General features: G+C 46.2%; 12 protein-coding genes and 1 tRNA gene. 5 read left to right on the plus strand and 8 right to left on the minus strand.

Annotated elements, in window-relative coordinates; genetic code table 11:
- Nucleotides 1-76: 76 nt before the first annotated feature.
- From L0659_RS17240 to L0659_RS17250, 3 genes are all read right to left on the minus strand, one after another.
- Nucleotides 77-3,133 (minus strand): glycoside hydrolase family 3 N-terminal domain-containing protein, encoded by a 3,057-nt coding sequence (locus L0659_RS17240; RefSeq protein WP_235127862.1) that lies wholly within the window; start codon nt 3,131-3,133, stop codon nt 77-79.
- Between the two features lie 187 nt (nt 3,134-3,320).
- Nucleotides 3,321-4,028 carry an ATP-binding cassette domain-containing protein gene (locus L0659_RS17245; protein ID WP_235127863.1) on the minus strand — a complete coding sequence of 236 codons (708 nt, stop codon included), beginning with the start codon at nt 4,026-4,028 and terminating at the stop codon, nt 3,321-3,323.
- Nucleotides 4,029-4,039: 11 nt separating this feature from the next.
- Nucleotides 4,040-5,155, minus strand: a complete 1,116-nt coding sequence (locus L0659_RS17250) for an acyltransferase family protein (protein ID WP_235127864.1) — start codon at nt 5,153-5,155, stop codon at nt 4,040-4,042.
- 220 nt (nt 5,156-5,375) lie between these two features.
- Here L0659_RS17250 and L0659_RS17255 point away from each other — a divergent pair, with 220 nt between their 5' ends.
- Nucleotides 5,376-5,786 carry a hypothetical protein gene (locus L0659_RS17255; RefSeq protein ID WP_235127865.1) on the plus strand — a complete coding sequence of 137 codons (411 nt, stop codon included), beginning with the start codon at nt 5,376-5,378 and terminating at the stop codon, nt 5,784-5,786.
- 1 nt (nt 5,787) lies between these two features.
- On the opposite strand, the gene L0659_RS17260 is transcribed toward L0659_RS17255, so the two are convergent.
- From L0659_RS17260 to asnS, 5 genes are all read right to left on the minus strand, one after another.
- Nucleotides 5,788-7,455: a NuoM family protein gene (locus L0659_RS17260; RefSeq protein WP_235127866.1), complete on the minus strand. Its 1,668-nt coding sequence runs from the start codon at nt 7,453-7,455 to the stop codon at nt 5,788-5,790.
- 41 nt (nt 7,456-7,496) lie between these two features.
- A complete protein-coding gene (gene nuoL / locus L0659_RS17265; protein ID WP_235127867.1) occupies nt 7,497-9,455 on the minus strand; it encodes an NADH-quinone oxidoreductase subunit L in 1,959 nt (652 codons plus the stop codon).
- 61 nt (nt 9,456-9,516) lie between these two features.
- Nucleotides 9,517-10,752, minus strand: a complete 1,236-nt coding sequence (locus tag L0659_RS17270; protein WP_235127868.1) for a serine hydrolase — start codon at nt 10,750-10,752, stop codon at nt 9,517-9,519.
- A 75-nt stretch (nt 10,753-10,827) separates the two neighbouring features.
- Nucleotides 10,828-11,961, minus strand: a complete 1,134-nt coding sequence (locus L0659_RS17275; protein ID WP_235127869.1) for a hypothetical protein — start codon at nt 11,959-11,961, stop codon at nt 10,828-10,830.
- An 83-nt stretch (nt 11,962-12,044) separates the two neighbouring features.
- Nucleotides 12,045-13,481 carry an asparagine--tRNA ligase gene (gene asnS / locus L0659_RS17280; RefSeq protein ID WP_235127870.1) on the minus strand — a complete coding sequence of 479 codons (1,437 nt, stop codon included), beginning with the start codon at nt 13,479-13,481 and terminating at the stop codon, nt 12,045-12,047.
- 191 nt (nt 13,482-13,672) lie between these two features.
- Between asnS and L0659_RS17285 the strand changes: the two genes are divergently transcribed.
- The 4 genes from L0659_RS17285 to L0659_RS17300 all read left to right on the plus strand — a co-directional run bounded on the left by L0659_RS17285 (nt 13,673) and on the right by L0659_RS17300 (nt 16,919).
- Complete coding sequence (locus L0659_RS17285) at nt 13,673-14,311, plus strand: hypothetical protein (protein ID WP_235127871.1); 639 nt, start codon at nt 13,673-13,675, stop codon at nt 14,309-14,311.
- Between the two features lie 19 nt (nt 14,312-14,330).
- On the plus strand, nt 14,331-15,110 hold the full coding sequence (locus L0659_RS17290) for an enoyl-CoA hydratase/isomerase family protein (RefSeq protein ID WP_235127872.1): 780 nt from the start codon (nt 14,331-14,333) through the stop codon (nt 15,108-15,110).
- A 90-nt stretch (nt 15,111-15,200) separates the two neighbouring features.
- Nucleotides 15,201-15,274 (plus strand) — tRNA-Arg (locus L0659_RS17295).
- 199 nt (nt 15,275-15,473) lie between these two features.
- Nucleotides 15,474-16,919, plus strand: a complete 1,446-nt coding sequence (locus L0659_RS17300; RefSeq protein WP_235127873.1) for an ATP-binding protein — start codon at nt 15,474-15,476, stop codon at nt 16,917-16,919.
- The last annotated feature ends 203 nt before the right edge of the window (nt 16,920-17,122 follow it).

Below are 17,122 nucleotides of genomic sequence, written 5' to 3' on the forward strand. Positions count from 1 at the left end.
TCTGTCTTAATATCTTTCCGCTAACCTGTTTGTCTGGTAAAGTTAGAGATATTTTTCAAATACACTTTCGACTCAATTAAGGAAGCTCGCTTTTCCTTTGAATAAGTGAACTGTAGACGACATCCTGGATTTTCCTACGCGTCCTCTGCGTAGTAATTGCCGTATTTTCTGCATCCGGATTGACGCGGTTCGAAAGAAAAATAAATAACAGATCTTCTTCGGGATCAATCCAAACCATGGTGCCGGTGAAGCCCGTGTGACCAAAAGAATTCACAGACGCCTGTGGAGATACGTAAGAACTATTTCCGTCAACCGGCGCTTTGTCCCAGCCCAATCCGCGGTGATGCGATTCGTCATAGACGCGTGAAAAAAGTGGAACGGTTGCGTTTTCAAAATATCTCCGACCTGCGTAATTTCCTTTCCAAAGATTCATTTGAAACAAAATGGCCAGGTCACGCGCCGTTCCGAAAAGCCCTGCATGGCCTGCAACGCCGCCAACAATGGCCGACATCTGATCATGCACAGTCCCTTGAAGCAACTGGTTCCGGTAACGGTAATCCTGTTCAGTAGGCGCAATTTGTTTTTCCGAAAAACGGCGCAGCGGATTAAAACCCAGGTAAGCCAGTCCCAATGGCTCGTAAATGTTGGCAGACACGAAAATGTCAAGCGGCTGCCCCGTTACTTTTTCAACGATTTTTTGCAATGTTAAAAAACCAAGATCGCTGTACAGGTAACCGTAACTGCCCGATCGTTCTCTGCGGTTGTTCATAGGCGACTCCACAACCCATTTCCAAACCGAATCGCGCATAGCACCTTTGGCAAAAAGCTTCGGTGCAACTTGCAGATAATAAGCTGTATCCGCCCTGGAACTATAATATTCCGGAAGCAAGCCGCCAGCGCTGGTTTTGGTCTTTTCCCAAAGCGGCGGATAAAATGAAACCATTCCCGATCGGTGCATCAGCAGATCCCTAATCGTAAAATTCTGTTTGTTGGTGCCAACGAGTTCAGGGAGATAGGCGGATGCTTTTTGGTCTAAATCAATTTGCTTGCGGTCGTACAAAAGCATAATGGCCTGCAATGTGGCCGAAACTTTTGTGACGGAAGCCAGGTCGTAAATGGTTTCAGAAGTAACCCGGTCCGGTGTGCGGTAATTAAGGCCGCCAAATTGTTTGTCGTAAATGATCTTTCCTTTTCTCGCAACCAAAACTTCGCAACCCGGAAAAACATGATCATTCACCGCAGATGTTGCCAGCTCATCGATCCGTTTCAGCGAACTGCCGTCCATACCCACACTTTCCGGCGTTCCAAATCCGATCCGGTTGATGGATGTGGTCGTTATGCCGCTGCCTGCTTTGAAGGAAAGCACCGAAACCGGCAAGCGGCCCTGCGATTTTAATGCACCAAAAATAATCTGCGGAACAATCTCCTGCTGATCCTTCCCGTCCTGGCTTGCGCAGATCAAGACATCCGTATCCGGGAAAAATTGAATGCTATAAGGCGTTCCAAACAAGCAAAGGATTACTTTTTTGTTCTGCTGCTTCAATTGGTTTACAAAATCCACCATGCCCGTCGTCACCCCGTAATTGCTTTTCGGATTGGAAGTGATGCCATGCACATCCACGATCACGGTGTTGTAGTTGCCCAAATAACCCATCATTTCCGCGATCTGCGCTTGTGACGCAGGCCCTTCATAGAATGTGTAGGAACGCATCGGTTTGTAAGTCGACAGCATTTTCTGGAATGCTACGCTGCTTCCTTCCCCGATGCTCACAGAAGCCATTTTATCGTCTAAAACCGACCCGATAGGCAGCAGATCATTTTCATTTTTCACAACCGTAACCGAAGCTTCACACAGTTCGCGATACAGCTCTTTGCTTTTTTCGGTGTTGAGGTCTGCGTAAAGATTATTGGTATCAATGGGTTTATACTGGCTCAGTCCCGACCAGTATTTAGCCTGCAAAATGCGTTTTACCTTATCATCAATGATCTTTTCGCTGATCCTTTTTGAATCAATGGCGTCTTTGATTTTGGTAACCGTCTCGGCAATGCTCTCAGGATACAGGAGAATGTCGTTTCCGGCGATTAAAGCTTTCAAATTCACTTCTGCTGCTTTTCCTGTTTTCAAAACACCGCGCATGTTCATGGCATCAGTGAAAACCAATCCGCGGAATCCAAGATCCTTGCGCAAAAGGCCGGTAACCACTTTTTCGGAGAGAGAACTGGCCAGGTTAGGCGTGCTGTCCAATGCAGGAATGTACAAATGACCATTTAAAACACCCATTAAGCTGTCGGCGATCATGGCCCGGTAAGGATAGAGATCCGTTTCGGTAAGCTGGTCCACGGAATGCGTGAGGACAGGCAATGTAAAATGAGAATCCGCATCCGTATCGCCGTGACCGGGGAAGTGCTTCGCGGTTGCAATGATCTTGTTGTGCTGCAAACCTTTCATATAGGCAATCGCTTTGCGCGTTACATTGTCGCGGTCTTCACCAAATGAACGTATACCGATCACCGGATTGCCCGGATTGCTGTTAATGTCAGAAACGGGTGCAAAATTGATTTGAATGCCCAAACGGCTGCATTGTCTGGCGATGTCGCTGCCCATTTTGTAAACGAGCGCGTCGTCCTGGATGGAGCCGAGCACCATTTGTTTTGGGAAGGATATGGTGCTGTCGAGGCGCATGCCCAGGCCCCATTCGCCGTCAATGCCGATAAATAAAGGAATGTTGGAATGCGATTGATAGCGGTTGGTCAGCTGCGCCTGTCCCACCGGGCCGCCCTGAAAGAATATCAGGCCACCGATGTGAAAGTCGCTGATCAGGCGGTCAATGTATTTATAATGTGATTCGTCGCGATTGGAGAATGTGGCCACCATGAAGAGCTGGCCGATTTTTTGTTCAATGGTCAAAGACTTTAATGTGCTGTCAACCCATTCATTTTCAGGCAATACTAGCACAGGATCAAGCTTTTTCCTAGCTTTTTTTGCAGGCTGCTTGACCGTTTCCGGCAATGTTGCAACCGGTTCACTGAAAACCCGGATGCGTTTCCAGGCTACGGAAGCCATTGATGTTAGAATGACCAGGAAGACTACACTTACAACTAAACGAAACCGGCTTAAGAACCAATTTTTCATACTCCGAACCACTGATTTTAACGAGGGAATGTTAGGTTATCTGACTTCTGCACCGCCCAATTGAGTTTATAAAAGTTACAATAATAACAAATTGCGGTCGGAATAAATCCGAAAAAAAGTTGTTTTAATACAATTCTAATATTTAATGCTTTTGAAATTTGATCTTCAATAAGTTTCAAACTTAAAACTATTTGGTCAGGGTCCGGAAAATCTCTTCCAGTGAATCTCCCGTTTTTCGCAGCTCGTCTAATGAGCTGTCGCTCACCACTTTTCCTTTATTAATAATGATCACCCGATCACATAATGCTTCCACTTCCTGCATAATGTGTGTTGAAAAAAGAACTGTTTTGTCTTTTCCCGCATTACGGATCACGTCCCGGATTTCTTGTATCTGATTGGGATCCAGGCCAGTAGTAGGTTCATCCAGGATCAGCACAGAAGGATTATGCAAAAACGACTGCGCAAGTCCCACACGTTGGCGGTAACCTTTGGAAAGCTGCCCGATCTTCTTGCGCTTCTCTACTTCCAACCCGCACAAAGCAATGACCTCGTCCACTCTGGTGCGTAATTCGGCTGACTTCATGCCATACAATTTTCCCGAAAAAAGGAGAAATTCGCTCACGTACATATCCAGGTAAAGCGGGTTATGCTCTGGCAAATATCCTATTGTCCTGCGCGCGGGCATTGGCTCATCTGTAACATCATAATCAGACACTTTGGCCGATCCTTCCGAAGCTTTAAGATAGCCGGTCAGTATCTTCATCGTCGTTGATTTCCCAGCTCCGTTCGGACCCAGAAACCCAACGATCTCTCCCTTTTTCAAACTAAAAGAAATCCCATCAATCGCACGCTGCGTTCCGTAGAGTTTGGTAAGGTTGGTGACTTGGATGGACATTAATTAATATTTTAAACCTTCAAAAATAGCTTATTCCTAAATAAAAGATACATAAACGCCCATTGAACCATGATATAAGCGATCACTTCGCCGACTGCTTCAATGGTGTGCGGGAAGTAACTGAGTATGCCTCCGAAAAGTGCCTGGGCTGTATAATTAAAGTTGATAAAGCTTCCTACCATATAAATCACGATGGAATTCATCCCGATCACTACGAAGAACAATGTCCATTTCCGGTAATTCAGCACGTCTACGATCCAGTAGAACAGCGCCAGCAACAATGTACTGAACCCGCCTGCACAAAGCACGAACGAACTCGTCCACAGATTCTTGTTGATCGGAAAAAAGTAATCCCAAACGACGCATACGAGCAGGCTGATAACGCCCGCAAAAACCAGGTAAACGACTTTATTATTTTTTGATATAACCTCTTCACTTGTCCGCAAAAGCTCACCTGCAAAAATGCCCATTAACCCCGTTGCAATGGCCGGAATAGTAGAAACCAGCCCTTCCGGATCATGTATCGTCAAGTGTAACCGTCCCGGAATGATCATTTTGTCAATATAGCTGGCCGGGTTACATTCAATGGTCAGCAAGCCAGCGCCGCAGCCCGGGACCGGATAAAATTTCATGAACAGATAGTAACCGATCAGGATCGCGGCGAACCAGATCCAGCGTGTTCTTTTTTCAGTGTATAAATAAATGATCTGGGCAAACATTCCGGCTAATCCAATTCGCGCCAGAACACTCGGATAACGCATGTTTTCCCATTCGGTTTGAAATAAACCATTGTTATAAATCACGCCCAGCAAAACCAGCGTTAACCCACGCTGAACCACTTTTCTGATCAATTCCGAAGGCGGAATGCCCTTTTCCAAGCGGCTGCCCAGCGAAAATGGTGCGGAAACGCCAGCCATAAACAGGAATGTGGGGAAGATCAGGTCGTAGGCGCGGAAACCGTTCCAATCCGGGTGGGTGAATTGATGCGCCATAAAAATAGCCCAGGACCAGCCGGTAACTTTTGCAAGCACAGCGAAAATTTCTTCGCCTCCTGAGATCCAAAACATGTCAAAACCACGCAATGTATCCAGCGATAACAACCTCTGCGGCGCAGGACTATCTTTCATTTGATAAAGTAGGGTAAAGAGAAATAAAATTTGGTAAAAAGGACATAGTTTGGAATAAAAGCTATTTGTGTTTACTGTAAAGATTGCAAAAAATACTATTTATACTTTCGGGCAAAACTACATTTATTTGAAAATACATATAAGTCTTGCCCACGATTATATATCAATGCCCGGCCCTTGCGTTATAAGCATCAATATTTTTAACCCCAAATTCACCCCCATGAAAAAATTATTAATGTTGAGCCTGATGGCCGTGACCTTGTTTTTCACCGGCTGCGCCACATCCAACACTGCAAACACATCGGATAACGATGAAGATTACCGCAATGAAGAGCCCGTTACCAACAGCAAACTCAACAACCGCCGCCTCGAAAAGAACCTCGACCGCTTCGCAGAAGAACTCAATCTCAGCAAACGCCAGCAAAAGCAATTAAAAAAAATCGACCGCCGCTACGCACGCATGGACCGCAAACTGTCCAGAAACGACGAAGCCAAACGCCGCGATCACAAACGCCTGGCCGAAGAAAAAAGACAAGAAATCATCGAAGTCCTCACACCAGAACAGCAGCAAACATTGCAGGCATTGGCTAAAAAGGGGAGGTTTAGCCTGGATCAGATTTTTGGGAAGTAAATTACCGCAACCCATCCAGCCAAGCCTCAACCGTAGGCCCGGTCATATCGAATAACATTCCGGGAAGTAATCCCAACAAAATAGTCAGCACAACCAGGGGAAGCAGCATGGCTGTTTCCCTTTTTGTTAGGTCGGAGAGGACGTGGAGGCTTCCGTTTTTGTACCAGAATGCGCCGAAGAACATGCGTTGGTAGGTCCAGAGGAAATATGCGGCTGCCAGTACGATGCCTAATGTGGATAATGCAGGAATCCAGACGGGCAATGCTTCGGACTGGAATGCGCCCATTAATGTGAAAAGTTCTCCTACAAAACCCGAGAAACCCGGGAGCCCTAAGGATGCGAAAAAGGCGATGCCGGTAATGATGGTATATTGCGGCATAACGGCGATGAGGCCGTGGTAATGGTCGATGCGGCGGTCGTGCGTGCGGTCGTAAACTACGCCGGTAAGGATGAAGAGCATGGCGGAAAGCACGCCGTGGCTGACCATTTGGTAAATGGCCCCGTTGATGCCTTCGGCTGTGAATGCGGCTATGCCAAGCAAAACAAATCCCATGTGCGAGACAGAAGAATAAGCGATCATTTTCTTCAAATCGGTCTGCCCCAATGCATTAAATCCGCCGTATATAATGGAAACCATTCCTAAAACGGCCAGCGGAATTGCGCTATACTGTGCCTCGAATGGGAAAAAGCCATCTACGATCCGGATGAAACCATAACCGCCGATTTTCAAGAGAATCCCTGCCAGCACAACCGAAATAGGCGTCGGCGCTTCTACGTGCGCGTCGGGCAACCACGTGTGTACGGGAACGACGGGCAATTTTACAGCGAATCCAATGAACAGGAACCAGAATGCAAGCAATCTTAGAGGAATGTTACCAATCAGATATTCAGAAGCTGTGCTTAGCAATGAGCCGGGAATGTAATTGTTAGGATCGGCCAGATAAGCGAAACGGAATGTGTGCACGAGCTGTTCGGGCGCGATCTTACCATCGATCAGCCACTGCTGAACCTGGGAAATAAGGTCCGGATGGATTGGATCTTCGATGCCCAAAATGCCGACGACTTTGGCCGTTTCCAGCGGATCGATCACCGACAAGTACAGCGCGATCATGACTATTAATATGAGCAGCGAGCCGAAGAATGTGTAAATAAAGAATTTCAATGCAGCATATTCACGCCTTGGACCACCCCATAAGCCAATGAGAAAATACATCGGCAGCAGCATGAATTCGAAAAACAGGTAGAAAAGGAAAAAGTCCTGCGCCAGAAAACAGCCGATTACGCTGCCTGTAAGCAATAAATAAAGCGCAAAATAGGCCCGCGACTTCTGAATCACATTCCACGAACTGATCACACCCACAAAAAGCACAATCACCGCCAGCAGCACAAGCGGAAAGCTGATCCCATCCACCGCCAGGGCATAATCAATAGAAACCACGCCCAACGCGCCGATGGGCAGAGTAATCCAGTCGGTAACTTCGCTGAGCTGATGACCAGGGTTTTGATTATCAAATGAAATATATAAAAACACCGAAATGATCATCTCCAAAGCCAGCGCGACCAGTGCGATGATCCGGAAATTTTCAGGTTTTTTGGCCGGCCACACAGCCACAGCGGCTGCGCCAAGCAGGGGAATCGCAATAAGTAATGTCAGTATATGATCAATCATTCAGCATTAAGTTAAAATCGTGGCCGGTGCATTGAGCCGCTTTACAGGATTACCAACCACAATATCAATAAAAACACGCCCATGGCAGTCACAATGAAATAAGATTGGATCTTGCCATTTTGTAAATTACGGACTGCGTGCCCGCCGGATTTAATCGAAAAAACCAGCAAATTCACGCCGCCATCTACAAAGAACCGGTCGAACCAGCCGATGAGATGACCGAGGACAACGCTCATTTTGGCCAGCCGGTCAATGAACGAGTCAATGATCCGCTTTTCGAATATTTTCAAATATTTGGTAATGAATGCAAAGGGAATGATAAAATACTGGGTGTTGGAAAAATCTCTTAACCACACCAGTTTTTGCAAGGCATTCGGAGCATGAGCAGCATTTACCGTATTGATACCGAATGGGTTTTCTGTTTTAATTTCTCTGTATGCCAGAAAAATCGAAGCAAAAGTTACCAAACTCGCAACAATCGGGACCCACACCAAATGCGCTTCTGAATGTTGGCCTATGAATGCTAGAAACCATCCTGCCGCGTCAAACGGGTTCCAGGAGAACCAGATAAACACAGACAAAACAGCCAAAACAGCCATTGGAAGCCACATGATCACCGGTGATTCGTGCGGGTGAATGTAAGCAGCATTGAATCTGTTTTGACCAAAAAACACCAGCCAGATTTGCCTCGTCATATAATAGGCCGTCAAACCGGCGGAAAGGATAACGAGAATTGGGAAAATGTAAAACAATGGACCTAGTTCTGCTGCCCAGAGAAATCCTTCGGTAATGATCGCGTCTTTGGATAAAAATCCTGAAAAGAATGGTAACCCGGCCAATGCCGCGGCGCAAACTGAAAAACAAATGAATGTGACCGGCAATGCTTTGCGCAAGCCGCCCATCGTGCGCATATCCTGCAAATCAAAATCGGAACCCAGGTCCGAAGGTGTTACGGCATGAATGACGGAACCAGCTGAAAGGAATAATCCGGCTTTGAAAAATGCATGCGTTGCCAGATGAAAAAGGGCAGTTTGCCAGCTTCCAAAACCAACCGCAATGACCATTAATCCAAGCTGTGACATGGTAGAATAAGCTAAAACCCGCTTGATATCCCAAACTTGCGTTGCCTTAATAGCCCCGATCAGCATGGTAATGGTGCCAATGATCGTGATGACCAGTCTGGCATCGAATGTGAGTAAAAATGAAATTCTTGCCAATAAGAAAATCCCGGCAGCAACCATTGTAGCCGCGTGAATAAGCGCAGAAACGGGCGTAGGACCTTCCATCGCATCCGGCAACCAGCCCGAAAGTGGCCATTGGGCCGATTTTCCCATGCAACCACCAAAAAGACAAAGTCCGATTGCAGTCAGAATTCCAGGATTTAATGTGTCAATTTTTAAGGCAAGCACCTCAAAGTCGGTAGAGCCAATATAGTAAAACAGCATTAAAATCCCGGTCAGGAATGCTGCATCACCGATCCTGTTGAGTACAAATGCCTTTTGCGCAGCCCAAACGGCCCTTGGTTTGAAATACCAAAAACCAATAAGCAGATAAGAAGAAAGCCCCACCAGTTCCCAGAAAATATACATGACCAGCAAGCTGCCCGAAAGCACAATGCCGATCATAGAGAAAAGGAAAAGCTGAATGAATGCAAAATATCGGTGCAGGTTTTGATCACCATGCAGATAAGCAGTCGAATAAAGCTGCACGAGCAATGCCACAAAATGCACGATCACGAGCATCATGCAGGTTAATGCATCAAAACGAAAAGGAATGTCAATAGAAGTGTCGCCGATAGTGAGCCAGTGAAAACTGACTACGTGTAATGTCTGCGCGTCGGCATACAAAATGCTGACAGCCAGCCCTGATGCAGTAATAAAAGCGCCCGCCCAACCTGCTGCTTTATTAAAACCTTTTCCAGCCAGCCAGAGCGAAAGAAAACCCGAAAACGGCAATCCCAACAGCAGACAAGCAGGTAAAAAGTATGCAGAATCGGGCATAGATGCGGGAATTCGTTTGTTTCGGCAAATATCCTGAATTCGCGGCCGAATTCAAATAAAGCTAGATGTCTTTCTCAATCTCCTCCACTTTGCCGGGTCCGTGGATCACTTCGAGCAGTTCTTTGAGGTCGTAAGTGGAGCGGTTATAGGAATTTCCCAACACGATAATCACCGCCTCGTCCTCGGGAGAAACCCAAAGCATGGTGTTATAACCTTTCCACCAGCCACCGTGGTAAATGAAGCGCGGCGTGTTGTCTTCTTTGGTGTGCATACGGAAGCCATAACCGTAATTCCGGATGCCGGCGCGCTCGAAACTGCGGGGTTTGAATGCTTCGTCGAGCAGTTTTTTATCTAATAACAAGCCCTGCGTCAGGCCATTATAAAATCTGTAAATGTCGCCAGTCGTTGAATATAAACCCTTGTCCCCAACCACATCGTCGTAGTAATCCTTATCCAACTTGCGCCCGAATTGGTGTCCGTCCGTTCTGTTCTGCCTGGCGGCACTGGATGTGTCTGTCACCAAAAACGAGTTTGTCATGCCAAGCGGGGCGAAAATTTGATCAAACAAAAAAGTCCCGAAAGGCTCGCCTGACACTTTTTCGACAATCGCTGCCAGCACGCAATAATTTGTGTTACAATAATTAAATGACCTTCCGGGACGGTTATAAGGCGTGGGCGTAGGGACAACCTTTGCATACCAGTCCATAATATCCAGGTTATCAGGATATTTCTTGCCGTGGCGCACGCTGTCATCAAAAGAATAAATGTAATTGGGAAGTCCGCTGCGGTGACTTAAAAGCATATCCACTTTTACGCCGTGATAAGGAAAATCAGGGAAAAAACGCTGGATCGAATCGTCCAGGCTGACCCGCCCTTCCTGCACCAGTTTGAGAATAGCAATGGCCGTAAAAGGCTTCGAAAGCGATGCAAGCTGAAAACGCGAATCCCTGGTTAATGTATCCTTCTTTTTCAGGTGGGCAAAACCAAATGAATCCTGATAAAGCACTTGCCCTTTTTGGACAATGAGCACATTACCATTAAAACCAGCACGTTTTTTGCGCCTGAAAATATCTTCGATCTTGGATATTTTCAGCGCCGTGGCTGCATCCGGATTTTTAACAGGAACGGGATCAAGCTTGGAAACCATCTTGCCGTCGACCAGAATCTCTTCCGGTCCCGGCTTCTTCTTCCGCACCAACCCCCAGGAAACAACGAGGATAACCAGGACAGCTAATGCCGCCCACCACACTTTCGGCTGCACTTTTTTCAACATAGGCTTCAAGCCATTTATTTTCATCAGAACGTCGCTTTCCCAACGATGAATCGCAGGCAATTTTTATACTTGAGCATTACAAATTAAGCGCACAATATTTTACCGAACTAATACTTTCGCATGTTCTTTGCGGCCATTTTTTTGGTAAGACAATAAATATAAACCCGGCAAAAGTGCCTGATCAGGAATTAAATCAACAAATCCCGGCGCATTGAATTCGTGTTTGATGACTATACGTAAACCAGCCCAGTTTGTCAGTTCCAGCGATCCGGGATCTATATTTTGCCCAAAAACGGAAATCTTCGATGGAGGGGCGGGGTTAGGTGCAATGTAAAATGAAGCGGTTTCTGACTGTACGTGAACGTCTGCCAAGGCTGAAAACACTATATGATCATTTTGGTCCGTCATGCGGAGCCTGTAATGGTTAACCCCGGCGGCAGGCATTTCATCCGTAAAGGTATAGCGTGTTCGGCCCTGTGTTTCGCCATTTGCAGGCAATGTTGCTATGGGTGTAAATGCATTTTCGTCGCGGCGTTCGATGAGAAATTCTTTGCTATCCTTTTCCCAGGTCATTTCCCAGGAAAGTATCGCGTTGCCTTCGCTGGATTTGCCTTTGAAATAGGTGAGATAAATGGGAAGAACGATCGCAACCACATCACCATTCACAATGATTTCGTCGAACCATAATGTGCCGTAAATGCTCGTGGGACCGTAACTATAAACCCGAAATGTGAATGTGTTTTCAGAAAGGTTATTGAACCCTGCCGGGACCGAGAATGTGTAAAATTGGCTTGGATTCACCAATGTTGATGCCGTAAGGTCCGAAGTGAACCCGTCCAGACTCGTCCGGATTTTGAATTGCTTCGGCCCGTCGGGCGAGCGCCTGAGCCTCAGGGAAATGCTGGTAATGTTGTATTTAAAGGATTTGGCGGTGAATTTGAACTCCGTATAGCGTCCATCTGAAAAGGAATTTGGCCAGGGCCGCACCACATAAGCCGCCACGGTGGCGCCGCCAAGCCCATAACCACCATTGAGCGCATTCGTATTGCCGCCACCCGCCAGCACGGCGTCAGTAGGGGAGAAATTGGCATGATTGGAAACGCCGCCTAGGGTGTAATCCATCGACCATTTGATTTTAAATGCTTCCTGTGCAAAGCCATTTAAAACAAAAAACAGCATCATTGACCAGGTCAAAATAATGCTGTTCCGGAAAGAATGAAAGTTCTTTTTCAAGTGCGTGACATTTAAGATTTACAGTATTTACTTTATTGATACGGTAAATCTGAAAAAGGTCACGCGGGAAAAAATATTTTTTTTTAAAATTCTGCGCTTTTCGGATAACGTGGGAAAGGAATGACGTCTCGAATGTTGCTCATACCCGTCACAAATAGCACCAAACGCTCAAATCCAAGTCCGAAACCTGAGTGCGGGGCTGTTCCGAATTTACGCGTTTCCAGATACCACCAAAGGTTTTCGGGATCAATCCCCACATCTTTCACGCGACCCAAAAGTTTCTCATAATCCTCTTCACGCTGGCTTCCGCCGATAATTTCGCCAATGCCCGGGAAAAGCACGTCCATTGCACGGACCGTTTTTCCATCGTCGTCCAGTTTCATGTAAAACGACTTGATCTCCTTCGGATAATTGGTCAGGATAACGGGTTTTTTGAAGTGTTTTTCAACCAGATAACGCTCATGCTCACTGGAAAGGTCGATTCCCCAGCCCACAGGATATTGGAATTTCTTCTCTTTATGTGGTTTTGATTTCAATAAAATTTCAATGGCCTCCGTGTAAGTCAGGCGCTCGAACGGATTATCGACTACAAAACTTAGTTTCTCAAGCAATGGAATGGAGCGCTCGTTTTGCGGCTTGTTCTTTTCTTCTTCGGCCAACCTGTTTTGCAGGAAAGCAAGGTCATCTTTACAGTGGATCAAGGCATACGTGATCACTTTTTTGACAAAATCCTCCGCCAGATCCATATTGTCTTCCAGCTCAAAAAACGCCATTTCAGGCTCAATCATCCAGAATTCGGCCAAATGGCGCGTCGTATTGGAATTTTCTGCACGGAATGTTGGTCCGAAGGTATAAATCTTGGAAAGTGCCATAGCACCCAGCTCGCCTTCCAGTTGGCCCGAAACCGTCAGATTCGCCTCTCTTCCAAAGAAATCCTCTTTAAAGTTGATCGCGCCTTCTTCGGTTCTGGGTAATTTATTCAGATCCAATGTAGTAACCCGGAACATTTCACCCGCTCCTTCCGCATCGGAAGCCGTAATAACCGGCGTATGCAAGTAGAAAAATCCGCCATCGTTGAAATACTGATGCACCGCAAACGCCAATGCGTGACGAATGCGGAGGATCGCGCTGAATGTGTTCGTACGGGGGCGCAAATGCGCTATTTCGCGTAAAAATTCCAGCGAATGCTTTTTAGGCTGCAATGGGAAAGTCTCAGGATCAGCTGTTCCGTAAACCAGAATGTCTTCAATTTTAACCTCAACAGCCTGGCCAGAACCCTGTGATTCAATAAGTTGGCCGGTAATTTTAAGGCAAGAACCCGTGGTGACTGTGCTTAACAGTTCAGCAGAAAACTGCCCGGGCTCAGCAACCGCCTGAATATTATGAATGGTGGAACCGTCATTCAACGCAATGAAAATCGCGTTTTTGCTCTCACGTTTTGTCCTGACCCATCCTTTTACTGTAACGGATTGGTTTTCAGGAGAAGTCTGTAAAATGTCTTTAATCTGCAGCGGTCCCATTTTCTTTTGGTTTCAATCTTAATGTACTGAATGCTTGTGATCCGGCTTTCCGAATGAGGCGCAAAATTACAAATTACCCTACGAAAACCTATTCCACGCGCCTAACTTACTTTTCTGTGGGAAGTGACTCTTGTGCAGACTGGTTTTCAGCGTAATTTTGTCAATTACATCCGGATTAAAGACATTTTCCCTTGAACAATCGAATCGCACTCATATTATCAGTAGTTTTTCACCCGCTGATCCTCACGACTTACCTATTTGCATTGCTGTTCATCATTTCCCCTGAGCTGGTCGGCGTAAGCGCTTTTGAACTTCCGGCGCTGGGCAGTTTGCTGCTGCTTTTGTTCCTGAACACATTCATTGCGCCTACATTAGTCGTTTATTATTTCCAAAGAATGGGCATTATCAGCACTATGCACGTGGATGATCTCGCCGAGCGCAGATTGCCTTACATCGCCTGCATCATTATATATGGGCTGGCGACTTATTTGTTTGGCTGGAAACTGCAACCGATCAGCGAGCTTGCACCGCAAATTTCGATCATTCTCGGAGGTGCCACCGTTTCTTTGCTTATTGTCACCGTAGTAAGTTTATTTTGGAAAATCAGCGCACATGCAACCGGCATAGGCGGCTCCATCGGCATACTGACTGGCTTGCTCATGCGCCACGATGAAGCGCAACTGCTTATTCCTTTGGTATTTACAGTCCTGATCGCAGGCTGGCTGCTCAGCGCAAGGCTACATTTAAATGCCCACACACCCGCACAAATTCTTGTCGGCGTCATTTGCGGCGTCTTTGTGAGTAGCCTTACTGTCTATTTTTTCTTTTGACAAAAAACACTTCACAGCAATGTACCAGCACCTCCTTTTCGAAAACTCCAACGGCATTGCAAGGATCACGCTCAACAGGCCACACGTTTACCACGCATTAAGCCCGGCATTGATCAACGAAATCACCATCGCCGTGAAAGCAGCCGAAAGCGACGGATCCGTGCGCGTGCTCATCATCACCGGCGAGGGCGAAAAGGCATTTTGCTCCGGTGCTGATTTGAAGGAAACCGCAAGTTCAGGCGAAGGCGCCGGGGAGATTTTGCGCGAATATTACAACCCCATGATCCAGGCCATCCGTACCATTCCCAAGCCCGTGATTTGCCGGCTCAATGGTCTGGCAGTAGGAGCCGGATGTTCGCTCGCACTCGCCTGCGACCTCGTCATTGCGAGGGACGACACTTATTTAAGTTTGCTTTTTGTTCAAATAGGCCTCATGCCCGACGCGGGCGCCACATTCTTTTTGCCGCGGCTAGTCGGAGCAGCCCGAGCCTTCGAAATCGCATCAACCGGCAGGAAAGTCTACGCCCCCGAAGCTGCCAGCATCGGCCTGATCAGCAGATCCGTTCCCGCCAGCGAGCTGGATTCGGAAGTTGAAAAAGCCGCAGCCTACTACCGCAACGCCCCAACCCAAGCCATAGGCGCTATGAAGCTCGTCATGAACGAATCCTTCCACTCAAATTTGTCCCAAATGCAGCAACACGAGCTTGAAAACCAGGAACGATTATTCAAAACCTACGATGCCCAGGAAGGAATCGCTTCATTTCTGCAAAAGAAAAGCCCTGATTTTCAAGGGAGATAAGATTATAGAAAAAAGTTTTTAACAATTTTTAGCATCTACTATTGCTCAAAGCACCTCCATTTCTTATCTTTGCACTCCAATTAAGGAATTGGTTGCGTAGCTCAATTGGATAGAGCACCTGACTACGGATCAGGAGGTTTGGGGTTCGAATCCCTACGTGACCACAACCAAGGCGCCTTTCGCAAGATCGGCGCTTTTTTGTTTGCTGTTCACGCAGGCGGCTTAAATGAAAATTGTTGCGATTTTCAGACGTAATTTCCCCAAGGTGAGTCCGGTAACTCCGCCAGGTTCGGTAGAATTTTTCTATTGGCTCTTTAATAAAGCAGCATGTCTAGCAAATGCTGATGAACAAACGGAATGCAGATGAACGAGCAACAACTGATTGAATTAATAAACGAATTAGTTAAGCAACCTCATGAAAGTGAATGGGTTGAGTTCAAACTTAATTTTCATTCACCGGAGGAAATTGGCGAGCGTCTTTCAGCGCTTTCCAACGGGGCGTGTATTCACAATCAGAGTTTTGGCTATTTGGTTTTCGGTGTCGAAGACCAGACTCATATTATTAAAGGAACCACTTTCAAAGCAAAGTCACATAAAAAGGGCGGTGAGGATCTGGAACATTGGCTTACCACAAGGCTAAATCCAAAGATCGATTTTAGTGTGTATGAATTCGATTACATTAAAACCCACCATATCTCAATCTATGTTATCTCTGCTGCCAAAAACCAGCCAGTAGAGTTCCAACACCAGTCATATATCAGGATCGGAAGCATCACCCGAAAACTTAATGAGTTCCCTGAAAAGCAAGCCAAAATCTGGAAGAAAGATATGGTGCCTTTTGAGAAGGAAATTGCAATGGATCATTTATCTGCCGCGGATATTACCAAATATTTGAGTACAGAAACGTACTTTGATCTAATGAAATTACCCTATCCTTCCACGCAGCAGGGTGTAATTGATAAATTTATCGAGGACGGCCTGGTGCTCAAAAATAAGGGATACGCAATTACCAAATTGGGTGCATTACTCTTTGCCAAGCAGCTCAAAGATTTTGAAAGTGTTGCCCGAAAGTCCATCCGTGTGATTGTGTATAAAGGAAAGAACAAAGTTGAGACCGAACGCGAGCAAATTGGAGGACGGGGTTATGCAATAGGCTTTGAGGGGCTTGTAGTTTGGATAAATAGTCAGCTTCCGGCCAATGAGGAGATTGGGAAAGCATTGCGAAAGGAATCCAGAATGTACCCGGAGGTAGCAATCCGCGAATTGGTTGCGAATGCATTAGTTCATCAGGGTCTGGATGAAAAGGGCTTCCCTATGATCGAAATTTTCTCCGACAGGATAGAGATATCAAACCCGGGAACACCGCTTGTAACTCCTGACCGGTTTATAGATGCCTACGTGTCAAGGAATGAGAGGCTTGCTGACATCATGCGCCGCATGGGCTTTTGTGAAGAGAAAGGAAGTGGTTTGGATAAAGTGATTTTTAATATCGAATTGTATCAATTACCGCCCTTGAATATAGTCGTGGCCGAAAGCAGGACAAGAATAACCATGTACAGCTACAAAGCTTTACTTAATTTGGACAGAAAGGAAAAGGTCAGGGCGTGTTACCAGCATGCTTGCTTAAAGTATGTATCAAACGAAAAGATGACAAATCAGTCTCTTAGAGAACGTTTTAAGATTGCAGACCAAAATTCAGCCATGGCTTCGCGAATCATCAAGGATTCTCTGGAAGAAGGTGTAATCAAAAAAGATGATCCTGAAAGTAAGTCAAGAAAATATCCATCTTACTTGCCTGTCTGGGCTTAAATCTTATTTGACAGTCATTTGATTATAGTTGCTTGCTGAGACATTAATATACTGATAATCAGTAGTTTCTTATTTGATTGCTATTTGACTGACAAATGTAAATGCAGGTTACAGCGGATGCTTTCTCAGCTATGATAGCGTGATACTATCAGACTGTTTGAGCGGATTCGTATTACTGCCCCTCAACCAACCGCCCCATCATC

The organism is Dyadobacter sp. CY347, from assembly GCF_021502655.1.
Lineage (GTDB): Bacteria > Bacteroidota > Bacteroidia > Cytophagales > Spirosomataceae > Dyadobacter.

Coding starts and splice junctions, on each gene's coding strand:
- L0659_RS17240 (WP_235127862.1), bottom strand. CDS start 3,133: ATGAAAAATTGGTTCTTAAGCCGGTTTCGTTTAGTTGTAAGTGTAGTC.
- L0659_RS17245 (WP_235127863.1), bottom strand. CDS start 4,028: ATGTCCATCCAAGTCACCAACCTTACCAAACTCTACGGAACGCAGCGT.
- L0659_RS17250 (WP_235127864.1), bottom strand. CDS start 5,155: ATGAAAGATAGTCCTGCGCCGCAGAGGTTGTTATCGCTGGATACATTG.
- L0659_RS17255 (WP_235127865.1), top strand. CDS start 5,376: ATGAAAAAATTATTAATGTTGAGCCTGATGGCCGTGACCTTGTTTTTC.
- L0659_RS17260 (WP_235127866.1), bottom strand. CDS start 7,455: ATGATTGATCATATACTGACATTACTTATTGCGATTCCCCTGCTTGGC.
- nuoL (WP_235127867.1), bottom strand. CDS start 9,455: ATGCCCGATTCTGCATACTTTTTACCTGCTTGTCTGCTGTTGGGATTG.
- L0659_RS17270 (WP_235127868.1), bottom strand. CDS start 10,752: ATGAAAATAAATGGCTTGAAGCCTATGTTGAAAAAAGTGCAGCCGAAA.
- asnS (WP_235127870.1), bottom strand. CDS start 13,481: ATGGGACCGCTGCAGATTAAAGACATTTTACAGACTTCTCCTGAAAAC.
- L0659_RS17290 (WP_235127872.1), top strand. CDS start 14,331: ATGTACCAGCACCTCCTTTTCGAAAACTCCAACGGCATTGCAAGGATC.
- L0659_RS17300 (WP_235127873.1), top strand. CDS start 15,474: ATGAACGAGCAACAACTGATTGAATTAATAAACGAATTAGTTAAGCAA.